The organism is Phenylobacterium sp. Root1290 (assembly GCF_001425305.1).
Taxonomy (GTDB): domain Bacteria; phylum Pseudomonadota; class Alphaproteobacteria; order Caulobacterales; family Caulobacteraceae; genus Phenylobacterium.
The window spans coordinates 908,853-926,388 of sequence record NZ_LMEE01000001.1 but is presented as its reverse complement, the minus strand read 5'-3'; the positions used below and the strand labels follow the sequence as shown (position 1 = coordinate 926,388).

Sequence of the window (17,536 nt, the reverse complement as noted above, 5' to 3'; positions counted from 1 at the left end):
GCCGGCGCCTTGCAGCGCCGGCTTCTTTCCTTGTTCGGGCAGTGCGGGGAGCCGCGGGGGGGCTGGTGAACCCGCATGCGGGTTCCCGCGGCTCCCCGCTGCCCCAGAGCGCACCACGAAGGCGCCGCCCCTAGAACCTCTGCGGGTCGCCAGACGCGCTGGTCAGGCCAAGAYCGGCCTYGCGCGGCGCAACCGGCGTTCGTGGCGGAGCAGGGCGCCCGCGCCGACGAAGCCAAAGATCATCACGACCCAGATTGTGGAGAGGTGCGCCGCCTGCGCGGCGCTSGCCCCGGCGTCCTGGGCTCCTGCGGCGGGGGCCGCGCAGGCGATCCCCAGGCAAAGAACCGACGCCGCCGACAAGTGCTTCAACATCTGCTCACGTCCCGTTGGCCAACTGCCCTCGTGAACGCAGCTATGGCGCGCTTCTATGCAGATGCGCCAACAAGTATTTGAAAAATAACGTAAACGAATGTAACGCCCGCAAGCTCAGGGTAGCGATGCGCCTGCGGGCGCCACCTTAGGCGGTCACAGTTCGACGAAGCTCTCGAACCCCCCGAAGATCATCCGCGCGCCGTCGAAGGGCATCTTGGCGGGGTCCATCTGGATGCGCGGGTCGGCCATGACCTTGGCGTTGATCTCGTCGCGGCTGGCGCGTGAGGCGTAGACGATCCACGAGAACACCACGACCTCGTCGTCCTTGGCCTGGACGGCGCGCGGGAACGAGGTCAGCTCGCCATAGGGCGTGTCGTCGCCGATGCATTCGACATAGGCCAGCGCGCCATGGTCCTTCCAGACCGCGCCGGCGTTGCGGGCGATGTCCTTGTAGGCCTCGATATTGGCCTTCGGCACGGCGAGCACGAAACCGTCGACATAGGGCATGGGACTTCCTCCTTGGGGTTGTGCAGACCAAAGGACGTTCGCGTGGCGTCCGATCCGACAGCCGCGCGACTTTTTCCGCAGGCGGCGTCTAGGAAACTTCCGCCGCCGGCCTGCGCCAGCGCCAGATCAGCAGCACCAGCGCGGTGATGATCAGGATCGCAAAGCCCGACAGCATCCAGGCGTTGAGGTACCACTGCTCGCCCCAGGTGAACTTGCCCGACATGATCTTCGCCCAGCCGCGAAAGTGCTGCGTCGCGCCGACCGAGAGGCCGAAGACCGCGAACACGGCCGACAGGTACCTGACCAGCCAGTGTGCGGGGTTCGGCAGCAGGAGCAGCAGACCGAGCAGGCCGATCACCGTGCGCTGCGTGCGGCAGAACGGGCAGTGATAGACCAGGCCCGCCCAGTCGACCGCCCAGGTCAGCAGCGCGATGGCGATCGCGACGCATCCGACCACGCGTCGGTGACGCAGCAGAATATCGGGAAGATCATCGAACACGGGCGCCCCCTCAGCCTGGAAACCGATGGCCTGAGTCACTCGGCCAGGCTCCAGACCATAGGCGCCGCCGCCCCGCGGGTCGAACGCTATCCGCTGTTGCGCAGGCCCGCGGCGACGCCGTTGATGGTCAGGTGGATGCCTTCGCGCACGGCCTCGGCCTCGTCGCCGGCGCGGCGGCGGCGGATCAGCTCGATCTGCAGGTGATTGAGCGGATCGATGTAGGGCAGGCGGGTGCGCAGCGCCTCGGCCAGGTCCGGGTGGCGGTCCAGCAGCGCGGTCTGGCCGCTGATCGTCAGCAGCGCCTCGACGGTCCTGTTCCACTCCGCCTCGATGCGGCCGAAGATCGTCGTCGCCAGGGCCTGGTCCTCGACCAGTCCCGCGTAGCGGCGGGCGATCAGCATGTCGCTCTTGGCCAGCACCATTTCCATGTTGGCGAGCGTCGTGGCGAAGAACGGCCAGGCCTCGTGCAGTTCGTTCAGTTCGCTCAGCGACACGCCGGAGGCCTCGATCGCCGACCCGAAGCCGTACCAGCCCGGCAGCATGGTGCGCGACTGCGACCACGAGAACACCCACGGGATGGCGCGCAGGCCCTCGATGCTGCGGGTCGGCTGGCGTGAGGCCGGCCGGCTGCCGATGTTCAGTTCGACGATCTCGGTCAGCGGCGTCGCGCCGTAGAAATAGTCCACGAACCCAGGGGTTTCGTAGACCAGGTTGCGATAGGCCTCCATCGAGGCCTGCGAGAGCTTGTCGAGCACCGGGGCGTGCTTTTCGCCCAGCCGTTCGGCCGAGGGCTTGCGCAGCGAGGCCAGCACCACCCCGGCGGTGATGGTCTCCAGGCTCTGATCGGCCAGTTGCGGGTCGGCGTACTTGTTGGCGACCACCTCGCCCTGTTCGGTGATGCGGATACGGCCGCGCACCGTGCCTTCCGGCTGGGCCAGCAGGGCCTCGTAGCTGGACCCGCCGCCACGGCCCACCGTGCCGCCGCGGCCGTGGAACAGTTGCAGGCGCAGGCCCATCTCGTCCGTCGCCGCCAGCAGCGCGCGCGAGGCCTGGTGCAGTTCCCAGGTCGAGGTCAGGTAGCTGCCGTCCTTGTTGGAGTCGGAGTAGCCGATCATCACTTCCTGCAGCCGGCCTTCGGCCAGCAGCGACTTGATCAGCGGCAGCGACAGATAGGCCCGCATGGTGTCGGGGGCGGCGCGCAGGTCGCCGATGGTCTCGAACAGCGGCTCGGCGAACACCTCGGTGCGTGGGGTCTCGCCCGGATGGAAGAGGCCGACCTCCTTCAGCAGGATGTAGACCTCCAGCAGGTCGGAGACCGAGGTGGTGTTGGAGACGATGTAGGCGACGATCGCCTGGCGGCCGTACTGCTGGCGCGAACGCGCGGCCTGGGCCAGCACCGCGTACTCGCGGCGGGTTTCCTCGCTGTATTCGGCATAGGGCGAGTAGAGGAGTCGCCCGTGCGCCAGCTCGGATAGCAGCAGGTCCTGGCGGGCCTGTTCGTCCAGCGCACCATAGTCGGGGCAGACGCCGGCCACGGCCATCAGCTCGGCGATCGTCCGCGCATGGACCGCCGAGTTCTGGCGCAGGTCCAGCGTCGCCAGATGGAAGCCGAAACAGTCGACCGCCCGGATCAGCTCGGGCAGCGGGCCGATGGCGAAGGTGTCGCCGTGGTTGGCGATCAGGCTGTCGAGGATCACCTGCAGATCGGCCTTCAGCGCCTGGGCCGTGGCGTACGGCTCGGCCGGCAGCGGCGAGGGGCGCGGCGGGCTTTCGCCGGTCAGGATCGGATAGGTCGCCGCCAGGCGGGCATAGACCCCGCGCAGGGCCCTGCGATAGGGCTCGTCCCCGCGTTGCGGCGAGGCGTCCCCCGACGCGTCGGCCAGCGCCTGCAGCGCCGGGGTGACCTTGGCCAGCGTGCTCGACAGCGACAGCTCCGCCCCCAGGGCGTGGATGCGTTCGAGATAGTTCAGCAGCGCGGCCTGCGACTGGCGGGCGAACGCCTGGCGCTGCACGGCGTCGGTCACGAACGGATTGCCGTCGCGGTCGCCGCCGACCCACGAGCCGATGCGCAGGAAACTGGGCAACTGGGCGTCCAGCTGCCGGGTCCAGCGGGCGTACAGCCGGGGCAGTTCGGCCAGGAAGCTGCGCTCGAAATACGAGACCGCGGTCTCGATCTCGTCGATCACGCCCAGGCGAACGCCGCGCAGCAGCCGGGTGCGCCAGAAGATCGCCACTTCGCGCAGCAGTTCCAACTCGCGGTCGTGCTTGGCGGCCTCGCCGACCGCCTGCTCCAGGGCGCTCAGGGCCGCGGCGATGGCGCCGGTGCGATCGAGCACGCTCTTGCGGCGCACCTCGGTCGGGTGCGCGGTGATGACCGGGGCGATGAAGGCGGTCTGCAGCATCTTGGCCACGGCCGGCGTCTGCACGCCTTCGGCGGCCAGCGACTCCAGGCTGCCGGCCAGCGTGTCGGGGCGCGGGTCGCCGGCCTTGCGGCGCTGGACGTAGTCCTCGGCGATGTTGGTGATCTGCAGGAAGCAGGCGAACGAGTGGGCGAACCGCACGGTCTCGTTCAGGTCCAGACTGCGCAGCCGCTCCTCCAGCAGCGCCGCGTTGGCCGCGCCGCCCTCGCGGTGGAAGGCCACCGAGGTTTTGCGGATGTCCTCGATGCGGTCGAACAGCACCTGGCCGTCCTGGGATTTGATCACATCCCCCAGAACGCGGCCCAAAACCCGAACCCTGGCCCTCAGCTCCGAGGGCGGCGACTTGGCAGCTCTATCCGGCACGCGCGCACTTTCAGAATGTCGTTATGTCAGTTCAACGCGCCGCGTTCTCTACAGGCTGCCGCACGCCCCGTCGCGGGTCACTTTGGCCCGCCGCGGATCATTGGTCGACATTTGCCGCGCGCCAGCGTCGGGCCTTTTTCATGCGCGGTCGATGTACTCGCGGATCAGGGCCCGCGCCGTGCGCGGCAGCAGCCGGTCCGGGCCTTCGCCGCCCAGGGTGATGCGGGCCATGTGCGAGCCTTCCAGCAGCAGCAGCAGGCCATCGCCCAGCTCGTCGTCGGGCGCCCCGGCCGCGCGGGCCAGCTCGATCAGCCGCCGCCGCGTTTCCAGCTTGTGAGCCTTGGCGACCAGGAAGGCAGGGTGTCCAGGCTCATGCAGTTCGACGGCGGCGTTGCACAGCGCGCAGCCGTGCGCCTCCGAGCTCTCCGAGCGTTCGGCGAAGGCGTCGAACAACCCTTCCAGCTGGGCGCGCGGCGTGTCGTAGCGGGCGACGACCTCGTCCCACCAGACCCAGCCTTCGCGCGACTGCTGGCGCAGCACCTCGGCGACCAGTTCGTCCTTGGACGGGAAGTTCCGGTAGAGGCTCATCTTGGTCGCGCCGGCCTCGGCGGCGATGCTCTCCACGCCGACGGCGCGGATGCCCTTGCGATAGAACATGTCGCGGGCGGTCTCGAAGATCCGGTCGCGCGCAGGTCGGCGCGACGTCTCCTCGGCCTTGACGTTCTTGCCCGACATGTCCCGCCTTTCAGTGAGCGACCGGTCTGTAACTCCCGTTACATCACCTGGGGTTATCCACAGCGTCAAGCCGGCGGCGCGGCCTGGTTCAGCTTTCGCGGCCGCGATGCTGAACAATCAGGCGAATGTTGCGCTGGCGGGTGAGCCAGCTCCACAGCCAGTCGAACGCCACGGCGATGCGGTTGCGCAGTCCGATCAGGAAGTAGACGTGGGCCACGCCCCAGAACACCCAGCCGATGAACCCGGTCAGCTTGACCTTGCCGATCTGCACCGCCGCGGCGTGGCGGCCGATGGTGGCCAGGTCTCCTGCGTGGACGTAGCGGAACGGCGCGCTGGCCGGCTGTCCGGCCAGCCGCTCGGCGATCTGCCGCGCGGCGTGCTTGCCCGCCTGCTTGGCGGCCGGCGCGATGCCGGGCGCTAGCTTGTCGCCGCTGACCATCGCCGCCGCGTCGCCGACCACGAACACCTCAGGGTGGCCGGGCACGGAGAGGTCCGGCGCGACCTTCACCCGGCCGGCGCGGTCGTGCTCGACGTCGAGGCCCGCGGCCAGGGGCGAGGCGGCGACCCCCGCCGCCCAGACGATCGTCTCGGCCGCGATCCGCGTCTCGCCCAGCACCACGCCGCCGGCGTCCAGGTCCGTGACCATGGCTGAGGTCCGCACCTCGACGCCCAGCCCCTCCAGCGCCCGCTCGGCATAGGTCGAGAGGTCGGGCGCCAGCGCCGGCAGCACCCGCGGCCCGCCCTCGACCAGCAGCACCCGCGCTTGGCCAGGATCGATCTGGCGAAAGTCGCGGCTCAGCGCGTCGCGGGCCAGTTCGGCGACCGCCCCGGCCATCTCCACGCCCGTCGCCCCGCCGCCGACCACCACGAAGGTCAGCAGCGCCGCGCGCCGTTCGGCCGGCGCGGTCTCGGCCCGCTCGAACGCCGACAGCACCCGGCGGCGCAATTCGGTGGCGTCCTCCAGGCTCTTGAGCCCCGGCGCGGCCGCCTCCCACTGTGGCTTGCCGAAGTACGAGTGCGTCGCCCCGGTGGCGACGATCAGGTAGTCGTAGGGAAACTCGCCCGCCTCGGTGACGACCTTGCGGGCCGCCAGGTCGACCGACTGCGCCTTGGTCATCACCACCCGCGCATTGGCCTGCCGCGTCAGCACGTGGCGCAGCGGCCAGGCGATCTCCGACGGCGACAGCGCCGCCGTCGCCACCTGGTAGAGCAGGGGCTGGAACAGGTGGTAGTTGCGCTGGTCGATCAGGGTGATCTGGCAGTCGGCCCGCGCCAGGGTCCGCGCCGCCTCCAGTCCGCCAAAGCCGCCGCCCACGATCACCACGCGGGGTTTTTCGGCCTGGGTCATGAAGCTCTCCGACTGCGGACGCGGCGCCATCAAAGAGCGCGCCGCCGCTGACCGCAAGCCGCCGGCGCCGATTTGGCGAACGCTGTCCGAGAGCGCATGATGCCGAACACTTGTTTGAGAAGGTGACATTGGTGGGCAGCGAACATTTCGACGTGCTGATCGTCGGGGCCGGGCTCTCCGGGATCGGCGCGGGGTATCATCTCCAGTCCAACAGCCCGGGGAAGACCTACGCCATCCTCGAGGGACGCCAGGCCAGCGGCGGCACCTGGGACCTGTTCCGCTACCCGGGCATCCGCTCCGACAGCGACATGTACACTCTCGGCTACGCCTTCAAGCCGTGGCGCGAGGCCAAGGCCATCGCCGATGGCCCCTCGATCCTGAAGTACGTGCGCGACACCGCCGCCGAGAACGGCATCGACCGCCACATCCGCTACGGCCATCAGGTGAAGAGCGCCTCCTGGTCCTCCGCCGACGCCCGCTGGACGGTGGAGGCGCTGGTCGGCCCGAACAAGGACGCGGTCCGCCTGACCTGCAACTTCCTTTTCATGTGCACCGGCTACTACGACTACGCCGAGGGCTACACCCCGCCGTTCGCCGGGACCGACCAGTTCCAGGGCCAGATCGTCCATCCCCAGAAGTGGCCCGAAGACCTCGACTATTCGGGCAAGAAGGTCGTGGTGATCGGCAGCGGCGCCACCGCCGTCACCCTGGTCCCCGAAATGGCCAAGACCGCGGCCCACGTCACCATGCTGCAGCGCTCGCCGACCTACGTGGTCTCGCGCCCGGCCGAGGACGCCGCCGCCAACTGGCTGCGGGCCAAGCTGCCGGCCAAGCTGGCCTATGGCATAACCCGCTGGCGCAACGTCTTGTTCGGCATGCTGTTCTTCAACCTGGCCCGCAAGAAGCCGGAGAAGACCAAGGCGCAGATCATCGACATGGTGCGCCAGCACCTGGGCCCGGACTACGACGTCGCGACCCACTTCACCCCGCGCTACAACCCCTGGGACCAGCGCCTGTGCCTGGTGCCGGACGCCGACCTGTTCGACGCGATCAAGGACGGCTCGGCCTCGGTGGTCACCGACCAGATCGACAGCTTCACCAGCACCGGCCTGAAGCTGAAGTCGGGCCAGGAGCTCGACGCCGACGTGGTCGTCACCGCCACGGGCCTGAAGCTCCAGCTGCTCAGCGGCCTGCAGGTCAGCGTCGACGGCCAGCCCGTCAACATGGCCAACACGATGAGCTACAAGGGCATGATGTACAGCGGTGTGCCGAACCTGGCCTCGGCCTTCGGCTACACCAACGCATCCTGGACGCTGAAATGCGACCTGACGTGCGAATACGTCTGCCGCCTGCTCAACCACATGGACCGCACCGGCCAGCCGATCTGCACGCCCAAGCCCGACCCGACCGTGGGCGAGGCGCCCTGGCTCGACTTCTCCTCCGGCTATGTCCAGCGCTCCATCGACCAGTTCCCCAAGCAGGGGACGAAGAAGCCCTGGAAGCTGCACCAGAACTACGCCCTGGACCTGGTCAGCCTGCGCTTCGGCGCCGTCGACGACGGCGTCATGCAGTTCTCCAGGCCGCCTGCGCGCCGCAGCCAGGACCTCGCCGCCTGATCGAACGTCGATATGCGGCGGCTTGCCAAGCCGCCGCCCCGCCGTTCTGATAGCTCTGCCGGCGGCTGACGCCGGCCGGGGCGCGGGGAGGCGGCCATGGCGGCGTTTGCGGGGCGTGCGTTACCGGCCTGGTATGACGACGCCAAGCTCGGCGTCTTCATCCATTGGGGACTGTTCTCGATCCCGGCCTTCGCGCCCAAGGTCGGCAAGATCTCCGACATCTTCAAGACCGACTACCGCCGGGCCGTGGCGCTCTCGCCCTATACCGAGTGGTACGAGAACGCGATCAAGTCGCCTGACACGCCCTCGGCGGCGTTCCACCGCGAGACCTATGGCGGCGCGCCCTATCGCAGCTTCCGCGAGCCGTTCCTCGCCGGCCTCGCGCACTGGGATCCCGACGCCTGGGCCGAGGCCATCGCCGGCTCGGGCGCCCGCTACGTGGTGCTGGTCACCAAGCATCACGACGGCTTCTGCCTCTGGCCCTCCGACGTCGCCAACCCCCATGTCCACGGCTGGCGCACCGAGCGGGACGTGGTCGGCGAACTGGCCGCGGCCGTGCGACGGGCGGGCCTGCGCTTTGGCGTCTACTATTCCGGCGGCATCGACTGGAGCTTCAATCCCGAGCCGCTGCGCACGCTGATGGACTTCGTCGGCTCGGTTCCGGGCGGCCCCTATCTCGCCTACGCCGCGGCCCAGACGCGCGAACTCGTCGAGCGCTATCAGCCCAGCGTGCTGTGGAACGACATCTCCTGGCCCACCTCCCAGGACGATCTCGATGCGCTGTTCGACGACTACTACGCGGCCGTACCCGACGGGGTGGTCAATGACCGCTGGAAGACCCCGACCTTCACCTCGCGCCTGCTGCGCCACAAGCTGCCGCGCCTGGTCCTCGACCGGATGATCGAGGCCCGCGCCGCCAAGGCTGGGGCAGGGGCGGACGGGGTCGTTCCGCCGCCGGTGCCGCATAGCGACTTTCGCACCCCCGAGTATGTCCGCTTCGCCGACATCCAGGACCGCAAGTGGGAGGCGACCCGCGGCATGAGCCACTCGTTCGGCTTCAACCGCAACGACACCGAGGCCGACTACGAGAGCGCCGAGCACCTGCTGCTCGAACTGATCGACAGCGTCTCCAAGGGCGGCAATCTGCTGCTCAACATCGGCCCGCGCGGTGACGACGCCCAGATCCCAACGCCCCAGCTCGATCGGCTGAAGGCCATCGGCGCCTGGCTGCGCGAGAATGGCGAGGCGGTCTACGCGACCAGGCCCTGGCGCATCGCCGAGGCGCAGACCGCCGACGGCGCGCCCGTCCGTTTCACCACCAGCGGCGGGCGGCTGAACATCATCCCCCTGGTCTCGGTCGGCGGCGCCGAGCTGGTCGTGAACGGCGTGGCGCTCAGCGGCCTGGGCGTGCGCCTGTCGGACGGCTGCCCGGTCGAGCTGCGGCCGGAAGGCGAGGCGACGCGCATGATCTTCGCCCGCCCCCGGACCGGGGCGTTCGCGCCGGCCGTGGCGGTCGAGGGCGGCGCACTCCAGAAACCCGGCCTGGGTACGGCGAAGCCTTGACGGGAAAGGCGTGCGCAGGACCAATGGGCGCATGAAGCCCACGCGCACCAGGGCCATCTATGCCGGCTCCTTCGACCCGATCACCCTTGGTCACCTCGACATCATCCAGAAAGCGCTGCTGACCTTCGACGTCGTGCACGTGGCGGTCGGGGTCAATCCGCTGAAGAGCGGCCTGTTCAACACCGAGGAACGCCTGGACCTTATCCGTCAGTCGGTGATGGACCTCGAATTGGGCGGCCCGCGCGAGCTGCCGCCTCAGGTCGAGGTCGGCGCCTTCGAGGGCGAGAGCGTCATCAAGTACGCCCACCGCATCGGCGCCACCCACATCGTCCGCGGCCTGCGCCAGTCGTCAGACTTCGACGACGAGTTCCGCTATCACGGCATCCTCGGCCGCCTGGAGCCGAACATGCCGATGATCCACATCATCTGCCGCGAGACCTTCCTGCACGTCAGCTCCAGCACCGCGCGCGAACTGGCCAGCCTCGGCGAGGACGTCGACTGGCTGGTCACCCCAAGCGTCGAACGGGCCCTGCGGGCCAAGTTCGGCGAGCGGGCTCAGCGCGGAGCCTAGCCCAGCCGCAGCCGCACCGGGTCCAGCTCCGTCCGCGGCGCATAGTGGTCGCCGAGCAGGCGGCTGCCGTCGATTGACAGGCCCACGGGAATGACGATCTCGCCTGACGGCTCGGTGGTCATCGCCGCCAGATCCAGCCGGGCGATCTCGACGCGAAGATTGCGCGAAGGGGTGTCGGCGACGGTCAGGGCCGCGCCTTTGTCGTCCACCTCGATCGCCGGGTCGGCCAGGAACACCGACAGCATCCCGCCGTGGGCCTGGAACTTCACCTCGCCGGTGAATGCGCCCCGGCCCTGCAGCTTGCCGTCAGCGTCCAGGGCCAGGTTTCCGCCCGTCGCGGCGAAGACGAACTCGCCGTCTTCCGTGCGTTCAGCGCCCGCGCCCACCTCGGTGGTCCCGCCGGTCATCCCGACATAGTTGCGGAAGCTCTGCTTCACGCCCCACTGGAGCCCGGTCGTCGGCTTATTCTGGTCGCTCATCGTCGACTCCCTCCCATACCGCGCCCGGAAAGTAACATCTCTCGCCAAACCCGCAGCGGTTGCTTGTCTGCGTCGTGACAATTCCATTGCGGTGCGACAGTTTGCCGGCCGCCGGGCAGTGGGTCGGCGCGGAGTTGGTATGGTCGACCTTCTGTCGTCGCGCGCCGAGGTTCGTGACATCTATGACGGGTTCAACGGGCGCGTGGCCGAGGGGCCGCGCTCGCCCCGGCTTGGCCCGCCGGCCTCGGCCCGGCTGCCGGTCGAACATGGCGCCGGCCACTGGGATGTCGTGCGGCTCTACGACTACCTGCTCGTCTGCGTCGCCGACAGCAGCTACGACGACCACTACACCTTGCCGATCCGCGCGCCCGAGGACCTCGTCTCCCTGCGCTTCGTGCTGGCGGGCGGGATCGGCCTGCACGACGACGGCCCCAATGCGGTGCGGATCGAGAAGGGCTACGCCTCGGTCCTGACCCTGCCGGCCGGGCGCGACTACGATCTGCACATCCATGGCCGCGAGCGGCTGGCCTCGCTGACCTTGCACTTCCACGCCGGCAACCTGGCGCGGATCATGGGGCTGGAGCCGGACGAACTGCCCAAGCTGCTGCGCGATCTCGACCGCACGGGGCAGGGGTTCAATCACTTGGGCATGCGGCTGACGCCGGCCATGCACAGCGCGGTCGGCGACATCGTCGGGGCCTCGTTCAAGGGCAATCTCCGCCAGCGCTATCTCGAAGCCAAGGTCATGGAGATGCTCTGCCTGCTGGTCGACTCGGTCGAAAGCGGCGAGCAGGGACCGCGCGCGGCCTCGCCGGTCCGCCGCAGCGAGCGCGACAGCCTCTATCAGGCGCGCGAGATCCTGATGACCGAGTTCGCCGACCCGCCGACCATCGAGGCGCTCGCCCGCCGGGTGGGCCTGAACCGCACCAAGCTGCAGGGCGGGTTCAAGGAAACCTTCGGGACCACGGTGTTCGATTTCTGCCAGGCGCGCCGCATGGACCTGGCCAAGGACCTGTTGCGCGAAGGCGGCATGACCATCGCCGAGATCGCCGAATCGGTCGGCTATGAACACCCGACCAATTTCACCGCCGCGTTCCGCCGCCGGTTCAACGCCGCGCCCAAGGACTTCCGCCGAAGGTAGCGGCGCGCCCTGGCTGCACCGCAGGTTGCTCTGCTGCGGCGACTGATTGCATCGCGCATCAGAATGGCTGCTTGGCGCATCATTCGCAGAAGCGTCACACGCCTATGTTCCGGCCTCGAATTGCGCGCCCGCCGTCTGGAGCGTCGTGCGCGCGCCTGACATTCGGGAGGGGATTCCTATGGCTATGAGCACCAAGTCGCGCCTGTTGGCCGCGTCGGTTCTGATTTCGGCGACGGCGCTGACCGCCGCGCCGTCCTATGCGCAGTCCGCGCGCGACGCCGCGGTCGTCGACGAACTGGTCGTCACCGCCCGCAAGCGCACCGAAAGCGTGCTCGACGTGCCGATGAGCATCAACATCGTCGGCGAGCAGGCCATGCAGAACATGGGCGCCGAAAGCTACACCGCCCTGCTGGGCTCGGTGCCCAGCCTGACCGCCTATCAGAACGGTCCGGGCCGCACGCGTCTGTCGATCCGCGGCGTGACCAACGGCGGCGGCAACGACAACGACACCCAGAACCAGGAAACCGTCGGCATCTATATCGACGAAATCCCGATCTCGATGGGCGCCCTGAACCCCGAGCTCGCCCTCTTCGACCTTGAGCGCGTCGAAGTGCTGCGCGGCCCGCAGGGCACCCTCTACGGCGCCGGCTCGATGACCGGCACCGTGCGGATGATCACCCATCGTCCGCAGTTCAACGAGTTCAACGGCAAGGTCGAGTACGGCGTCTCGCGCGTCAACGAAGGCGGCGACGGCTTCTCGCTGAAGGGCCTGCTGAACGTGCCGATCGTCAATGATCGCATCGCGATCCGGGCCTCGGGCTACTACACCAAGACCCCGGGCTACATCGACAACGTCACGACGGGCGAGCAGGACCTCAATGACGGTCTGGCCCGCGGCGGCCGCGTCGAGGCCCGCTTCCAGGTCACCGACGACTTCACCGCCGACCTGTCCTACTTCAAGCACCACTACAAGGACGGCGGCCGCCCCGAGGATCTGGAGCGCGTGCCCGGCCTGGGCCGCGACTACACCTCGAACGACGGCTACGACGACAAGCTCGACATCTACAACCTGACCCTCAACTACGACCTCGGCTTCGCCAACCTGGTTTCGTCGAGCTCGTATTTCGACCGCACCACGGTCAACAAGCGCTCGCTGGACGGCCTGCTGGCCGCCTTCCCGGGCGTGAAGCCCAGCCCGCTGGTCGACACCACCGAGTCCACCTACTTCGCTCAGGAAATCCGCCTGGCCTCGCAGGGCGACGGTCCGTTCAGCTGGGTGGTCGGCGCCTTCGCCGACAAGAAGGACATCTACTACCTGAACACCGTGCCGGTGCCTGGCTTCGACGCCGCGCTGGGCATCAACTCCAACGACTTCGGCGCGCCGACCGACAACCCCTATTGGGGCTATGACGACCTCGAGGTGAAGACCTACGCCCTGTTCGGCGAGCTGAGCTACGAGATCGGCAAGTGGAGCGTCACCGGCGGCCTGCGCTACTTCAACTGGGAGCAGAAGTACAAGCTCTACGCCTCGGGCTTCTTCAACGGCGCGATCCCCAGCGACCCGCCGCGCCGCACCTCCAAGGAAGACGGCTACAACCCGAAGCTCAACGTCTCCTATGACGTGAACGACGACTTCATGGTCTACGCCCAGGCCGCGCGCGGCTTCCGCTACGGCGGCATCAACACCCCGGTGCCGCAGGACGTCTGCGCCGCTGAGCTGGCCGACTTCACCCGCACCGGGACGGACCCGAGCACCTTCGCGGCCGACAAGGTCTGGAACTACGAAGTGGGCGGCAAGGGCTCCCTCGCCGACGGCCGCGTGCGGTTCAACGGCGCCTACTTCCACCTGGTCTGGGACGACATGCAGACCCAGCGCGCGCTGGATTGCGGCTTCGGCTTCCGCGAGAACGTCGGCGGCGCCACCAGCGACGGCGTCGAACTGGAGCTGACCGCCAACCCGATCGACGGCCTGAGCCTCACCGCCGGCGGCGCCTACATCGACTCCAAGCTGTCGACCGACGTGGTCAACCTGAAGGCCAAGAAGGGCGACAAGGCGCCGTTCGTGCCCGAGTTCACCTTCAACGCTTCGGCCGAGTACGTCTTCGCGGTCAGCGACGACCTCGACGCCTTCGTCTACGCTGGCTACCAGTACATGGGCGAGCGCTTCACGCAGTTCAGCCCGCAGCAGACCACCTATCGCAAGATGGACGCCTACAATGTGGTCAACCTGCGCGCCGGCCTGACCCACGAGGGCGTCGAGTTCTCGATCTATGCGAACAACGCGCTCGACAGCCGCGGCGTGATCCGCGCGCTGCCGGCCAGCCCGTTCGACCCGGAGGCGCGCATCCGCATCGTGCCGCGCACCATCGGGGCCAACATCCGGGTGGCGTTCTAAGCCTATGTGCCGGCGGGGCGACCCGCCGGCGCCTCGACTGAAAAAGGGGAGGGGCCGCCTTGGCCATGAAGCTCGTTCGACGCGCCGTGCTGGGCGCGGCCCTCACCCTGGCCTCGGCCGGCCTGGCGCTGGCCCAGGCGCCGACGCCGCTGGTGATGACCACCGATCTTGGCGTGGTGGAGCTGGAGCTCTATCCGGACAAGGCGCCCGTCACCGTCGCCAATTTCCTGCGCTACGTGGACGAGGGCCGCTTTGAGGGGGCGACCTTCTATCGCGTCGTCCGGGCCGAAACCGACCCCAATCCCAAGGCCCCGATCCAGGTGATTCAGGGCGGCGTCGACAGCGATGCTCACCGCGGCCAGATGCTGCCGCCGATCGCCCACGAGACCACCGCCCAGACCGGCCTCTCCCATACCGACGGCGTCATCTCGATGGCGCGCGATGGTCCCGGCACCGCGACCTCCGAGTTCTTCATCACGGTCGGCGACAACACCAGCCTCGACTTCGGCGGCGCCCGCAATCCCGACGGCCAGGGCTACGCCGCCTTCGGCCGGGTGACCAAGGGCATGGATGTGGTCCGCAAGATCCAGTCCCAACCGTCCGACGCGCCGCCTCCGGTCGTGTTCGTAAAAGGACAGATTCTGGAACGTCCCGTCGAAATCCTGACGATACGGCGCAAATAGGAGCCCGATTGTGAAGTTCAGCGCAGTTTCCGCCATCGCCCTGACGATAGGCCTGATGGCTGGTCCGGCCCTCGCCGACGACCGCGACGACGTCGCCAAGGTGCTGGCCGACGCCAGCGCCGGCTGGAGCCGCGGCGAGCTGGACACTTTCATGGCCAGCTACGAAAAAGCCCCGCAAATCAACTATGTTAGCGGTGGAAAGATCATCCAGGGCTATGACGCGATCCGGGCCATGTACGCGCCCCGTTTCGCCGATCCCAAGGCCATGCCCCGGCTCTCCACCGAGGTCGTCGACTTCGATCCGCTGGGGGCCGACTACGCCGCCGTGATCGGCAGGTTCAATCTCGACCTGCCGAATGGCGAGAAGGCCACGGGCCTGTTCAGCCTGGTGTTCCACAAGACCGCCGACGGCTGGCGCATCGTCTCCGATCACTCCGGCTGACCGGCCCCTAGGTCCACAAATCCCCGATCAAACAGGGCGGCGTCCCGCGCCGCCCTGCGCAAACGCGTGCGCGTCCCCCAGCAAGCTGCCGCATGACTGCGGTCTCTGGGCGCGGCTGAAAATGCGGGAAGAAAATGGTGGATGCGACAGGGATTGAACCTGTGACCCCCTCGGTGTGAACGAGGTGCTCTCCCGCTGAGCTACGCATCCGCCGCAGGAAGGGTGCGCCTATAGCTGCTCACTCTGCGCCGGGCAAGCGGTCAGAAGTCTTATGCACGCATTTGCCATCTGATCGTAGTGATCGAGCAGGATGTCGGGGGCGAGGTCGGCCGCCGGAATCTCGGTGTAGCCAAAGCTGACAAGGATCAGCGGGACCTTGGCGGCGCGGGCTGCGCCGGCGTCCGTCGAGGCGTCGCCGACCATCACCGCGCGTTCGATACGCCCGCCAGCGGCCTCGACGGTGTGGGTCAGGTGCCGGGCGTCCGGCTTCGGGGCGGGCGCGGAATCAGCGCCGATCACGGCGTCGAAGAAACGAGCGAGATCGAGCTTTTCGAGGATCGGGACCGACAGCCCTGTCAGCTTGTTGGTGCACACCGCCAGCCTGGCGCCGGCCGCCTTCATCGCCGTCAGGCACTCCACCACGCCCGGATAGGGGCGGGTGAGGTCGGCGCTGTGTTGGTTGTAGTGGGCGATGAAGCGCTCGAAGAGCTCAGGCATCCGCTCGGCCGGGGCGGGATGGCCCTGGGCCGCGAAGCCGCGCTCGATCAGCCGACGTGCGCCATGGCCGATGAACGGCCGCGCCTCGTCGAGCGGCAGGGGCGCGATCCCTTCCTGTTTCAGGATGACGTTGAGCGTGCCGATCAGGTCGGGCGCGGAATCCACGAGGGTCCCGTCGAGATCGAAGACGATGGTGGCGCCGTTCAGCGCGCTGAGGTCAGCCAAGGAAACGCTCCGTCGAAACCGCTCGCCGTTTCGGCTAAACGCCGCATGATTGCAACATCCGCCCGACTCGTAAGGACCGATCCATGACCAGACGCGCCGCCGTGATTATGGCCGCCGGCCAGGGCACGCGCATGAAGTCGCCGACGCCGAAGGTGCTGCACAAGGTCGGCGGGCGGACCCTGCTGGACCGGGTGATCGACGCCGTCCAGGCGACCGGCTGCGAGCGGATCGTGGTCGTGGTGGGGACCCACAGCGCCGCGGTGCGCGATCTGGTGGTCTCGCGGTTGGGCGAAGCGGCCGTGGCCGTCCAGGACCCGCCGCTGGGCACCGGGCATGCGGTTCTGGCGGCCAAGGCGGCGCTGGCGGACTTCGACGGCGATGTTCTGGTCGTGAACGGCGACTGCCCGTTGCTGGAGCCGGAGGATCTCGACCCGCTGTTCAAGCTGCGGGAGGAGGGCGCGCCGCTGGCTCTGCTGGGCTTCGAGCCGGCAGATCCGCTGCTCTACGGTCGCCTGATCCGCGGGGCCGACGGCCATGTGCTGCGCATTGTGGAGGCCAAGGAGGCTAACGAGCAGGAGAAGGCCGTCCGCGCCTGCTATGCCGGCATGCTGGCTGCCGACCGGGCGCAGCTGTTCGGCTGGCTCGATCGGCTGACCAACGACAACGCCAAGGGGGAGTACTACCTGACCGGCGTCGTCAGCCTGGCCAACGGCGACGGCGCGACGGTCCGCGCCGCCTTCGCGCCGGAAAGTTCGGTCATGGGGACCGACACCGCCATGCAGCTCTCGCAGGCCGAGGCCATCTTCCAGCAGCGTCGCCGCGCGCACTTCCTGGCCGAGGGCGTGCAGATGCTGGCGCCCGACACCGTCCACTTCAGCTGGGACACTCAGATCGCGGCGGCCGCGGTGATCGAACAGTTCGTGGTGTTCGCGCCCGGCGTCAGCATCGCGACCGGCGCGGTCATCCGCGCCTTCAGCCATCTGGAAGGCGCAAAGGTGAAGTCCGGAGCCCTGATCGGTCCCTACGCTCGGCTGCGGCCCGGCGCGGAGATCGGGGAGGAGGCCCACATAGGCAATTTCGTCGAGGTGAAGAAGGTCAAGGTCGGCGCGGGCGCCAAGGCCAACCATCTGAGCTACCTCGGAGACGGCACGGTCGGGGCCAAGGCGAACCTCGGGGCCGGCACGATCTTCTGCAACTACGACGGCTTCGACAAGTACGAGACCCATGTGGGCGAGGGGGCGTTCGTCGGTTCCAATTCGGCCCTGGTCGCGCCCGTCACCATCGGCGCTGGCGCCTATACCGGGTCTGGCTCGGTAATCACGCGCGACGTCGCGCCGGACGCCCTGGCGCTGGAGCGCAGCGCCCAGGTTGAGAAGCCGGGCTGGGCGGCCAGGTTCAGGGCCGCAAAGATGGCTAAGAAGGCGAAGAAATAACGTCGCGGCGAGCGCTCGCTTCGCCTA

General features: G+C 68.4%; 15 protein-coding genes and 1 tRNA gene. 8 read left to right on the top strand and 8 right to left on the bottom strand.

Annotation, left to right across the window (positions count from 1 at the left end):
* Positions 1–525 precede the first annotated feature (525 nt).
* The 5 genes from ASC79_RS04490 to ASC79_RS04470 all read right to left on the bottom strand — a co-directional run bounded on the left by ASC79_RS04490 (position 526) and on the right by ASC79_RS04470 (position 6,244).
* Positions 526–879 carry a DUF1428 domain-containing protein gene (locus tag ASC79_RS04490; RefSeq protein WP_056020268.1) on the bottom strand — a complete coding sequence of 118 codons (354 nt, stop codon included), beginning with the start codon at positions 877–879 and terminating at the stop codon, positions 526–528.
* Positions 880–967: 88 nt separating this feature from the next.
* Complete coding sequence (locus tag ASC79_RS04485; protein ID WP_056021037.1) at positions 968–1,378, bottom strand: hypothetical protein; 411 nt, start codon at positions 1,376–1,378, stop codon at positions 968–970.
* Positions 1,379–1,464: 86 nt separating this feature from the next.
* Complete coding sequence (ppc, locus tag ASC79_RS04480) at positions 1,465–4,161, bottom strand: phosphoenolpyruvate carboxylase (RefSeq protein ID WP_082531930.1); 2,697 nt, start codon at positions 4,159–4,161, stop codon at positions 1,465–1,467.
* 138 nt (positions 4,162–4,299) lie between these two features.
* The gene (locus ASC79_RS04475) at positions 4,300–4,896 is read right to left on the bottom strand and encodes a TetR/AcrR family transcriptional regulator (protein ID WP_056020266.1); all 597 of its coding nucleotides are present in this window, start codon (positions 4,894–4,896) and stop codon (positions 4,300–4,302) included.
* An 88-nt stretch (positions 4,897–4,984) separates the two neighbouring features.
* Positions 4,985–6,244: an NAD(P)/FAD-dependent oxidoreductase gene (locus ASC79_RS04470; protein ID WP_056021030.1), complete on the bottom strand. Its 1,260-nt coding sequence runs from the start codon at positions 6,242–6,244 to the stop codon at positions 4,985–4,987.
* A 131-nt stretch (positions 6,245–6,375) separates the two neighbouring features.
* Here ASC79_RS04470 and ASC79_RS04465 point away from each other — a divergent pair, with 131 nt between their 5' ends.
* The 3 genes from ASC79_RS04465 (at position 6,376) to coaD (ending at position 9,994) form a co-directional block, all read left to right on the top strand.
* Positions 6,376–7,860 (top strand): NAD(P)/FAD-dependent oxidoreductase, encoded by a 1,485-nt coding sequence (locus ASC79_RS04465; RefSeq protein ID WP_156378328.1) that lies wholly within the window; start codon positions 6,376–6,378, stop codon positions 7,858–7,860.
* Between the two features lie 96 nt (positions 7,861–7,956).
* Positions 7,957–9,423, top strand: coding sequence for an alpha-L-fucosidase (locus ASC79_RS04460; RefSeq protein WP_056020261.1), 1,467 nt, complete (start codon positions 7,957–7,959; stop codon positions 9,421–9,423).
* Between the two features lie 31 nt (positions 9,424–9,454).
* Positions 9,455–9,994 carry a pantetheine-phosphate adenylyltransferase gene (gene coaD, locus ASC79_RS04455; protein ID WP_056020258.1) on the top strand — a complete coding sequence of 180 codons (540 nt, stop codon included), beginning with the start codon at positions 9,455–9,457 and terminating at the stop codon, positions 9,992–9,994.
* Here coaD and ASC79_RS04450 read toward each other — a convergent pair.
* Complete coding sequence (locus ASC79_RS04450) at positions 9,991–10,473, bottom strand: HtaA domain-containing protein (RefSeq protein ID WP_056020255.1); 483 nt, start codon at positions 10,471–10,473, stop codon at positions 9,991–9,993. The genes coaD and ASC79_RS04450 overlap by 4 nt on opposite strands.
* Before the next feature lie 139 nt (positions 10,474–10,612).
* Between ASC79_RS04450 and ASC79_RS04445 the strand changes: the two genes are divergently transcribed.
* The 4 genes from ASC79_RS04445 to ASC79_RS04430 all read left to right on the top strand — a co-directional run bounded on the left by ASC79_RS04445 (position 10,613) and on the right by ASC79_RS04430 (position 15,134).
* On the top strand, positions 10,613–11,614 hold the full coding sequence (locus ASC79_RS04445; protein WP_056020251.1) for an AraC family transcriptional regulator: 1,002 nt from the start codon (positions 10,613–10,615) through the stop codon (positions 11,612–11,614).
* Positions 11,615–11,792: 178 nt separating this feature from the next.
* A complete protein-coding gene (locus ASC79_RS04440) occupies positions 11,793–14,009 on the top strand; it encodes a TonB-dependent receptor (RefSeq protein ID WP_056020247.1) in 2,217 nt (738 codons plus the stop codon).
* Between the two features lie 65 nt (positions 14,010–14,074).
* Entirely contained in the window at positions 14,075–14,692 is a 618-nt protein-coding gene (locus ASC79_RS04435) for a peptidylprolyl isomerase (RefSeq protein WP_056020245.1), read from the top strand.
* A 10-nt stretch (positions 14,693–14,702) separates the two neighbouring features.
* Entirely contained in the window at positions 14,703–15,134 is a 432-nt protein-coding gene (locus ASC79_RS04430) for a nuclear transport factor 2 family protein (protein ID WP_056020242.1), read from the top strand.
* Positions 15,135–15,269: 135 nt separating this feature from the next.
* On the opposite strand, the gene ASC79_RS04425 is transcribed toward ASC79_RS04430, so the two are convergent.
* Both ASC79_RS04425 and gph read right to left on the bottom strand, forming a co-directional pair.
* Positions 15,270–15,344, bottom strand: a tRNA-Val gene (locus ASC79_RS04425).
* 18 nt (positions 15,345–15,362) lie between these two features.
* Complete coding sequence (gene gph, locus ASC79_RS04420) at positions 15,363–16,076, bottom strand: phosphoglycolate phosphatase (RefSeq protein WP_056020239.1); 714 nt, start codon at positions 16,074–16,076, stop codon at positions 15,363–15,365.
* A gap of 83 nt (positions 16,077–16,159) precedes the next feature.
* On the opposite strand from gph, the gene glmU reads away from it, so the two are divergent.
* On the top strand, positions 16,160–17,509 hold the full coding sequence (gene glmU, locus ASC79_RS04415) for a bifunctional UDP-N-acetylglucosamine diphosphorylase/glucosamine-1-phosphate N-acetyltransferase GlmU (RefSeq protein ID WP_056020236.1): 1,350 nt from the start codon (positions 16,160–16,162) through the stop codon (positions 17,507–17,509).
* Positions 17,510–17,536: the final 27 nt, after the last annotated feature.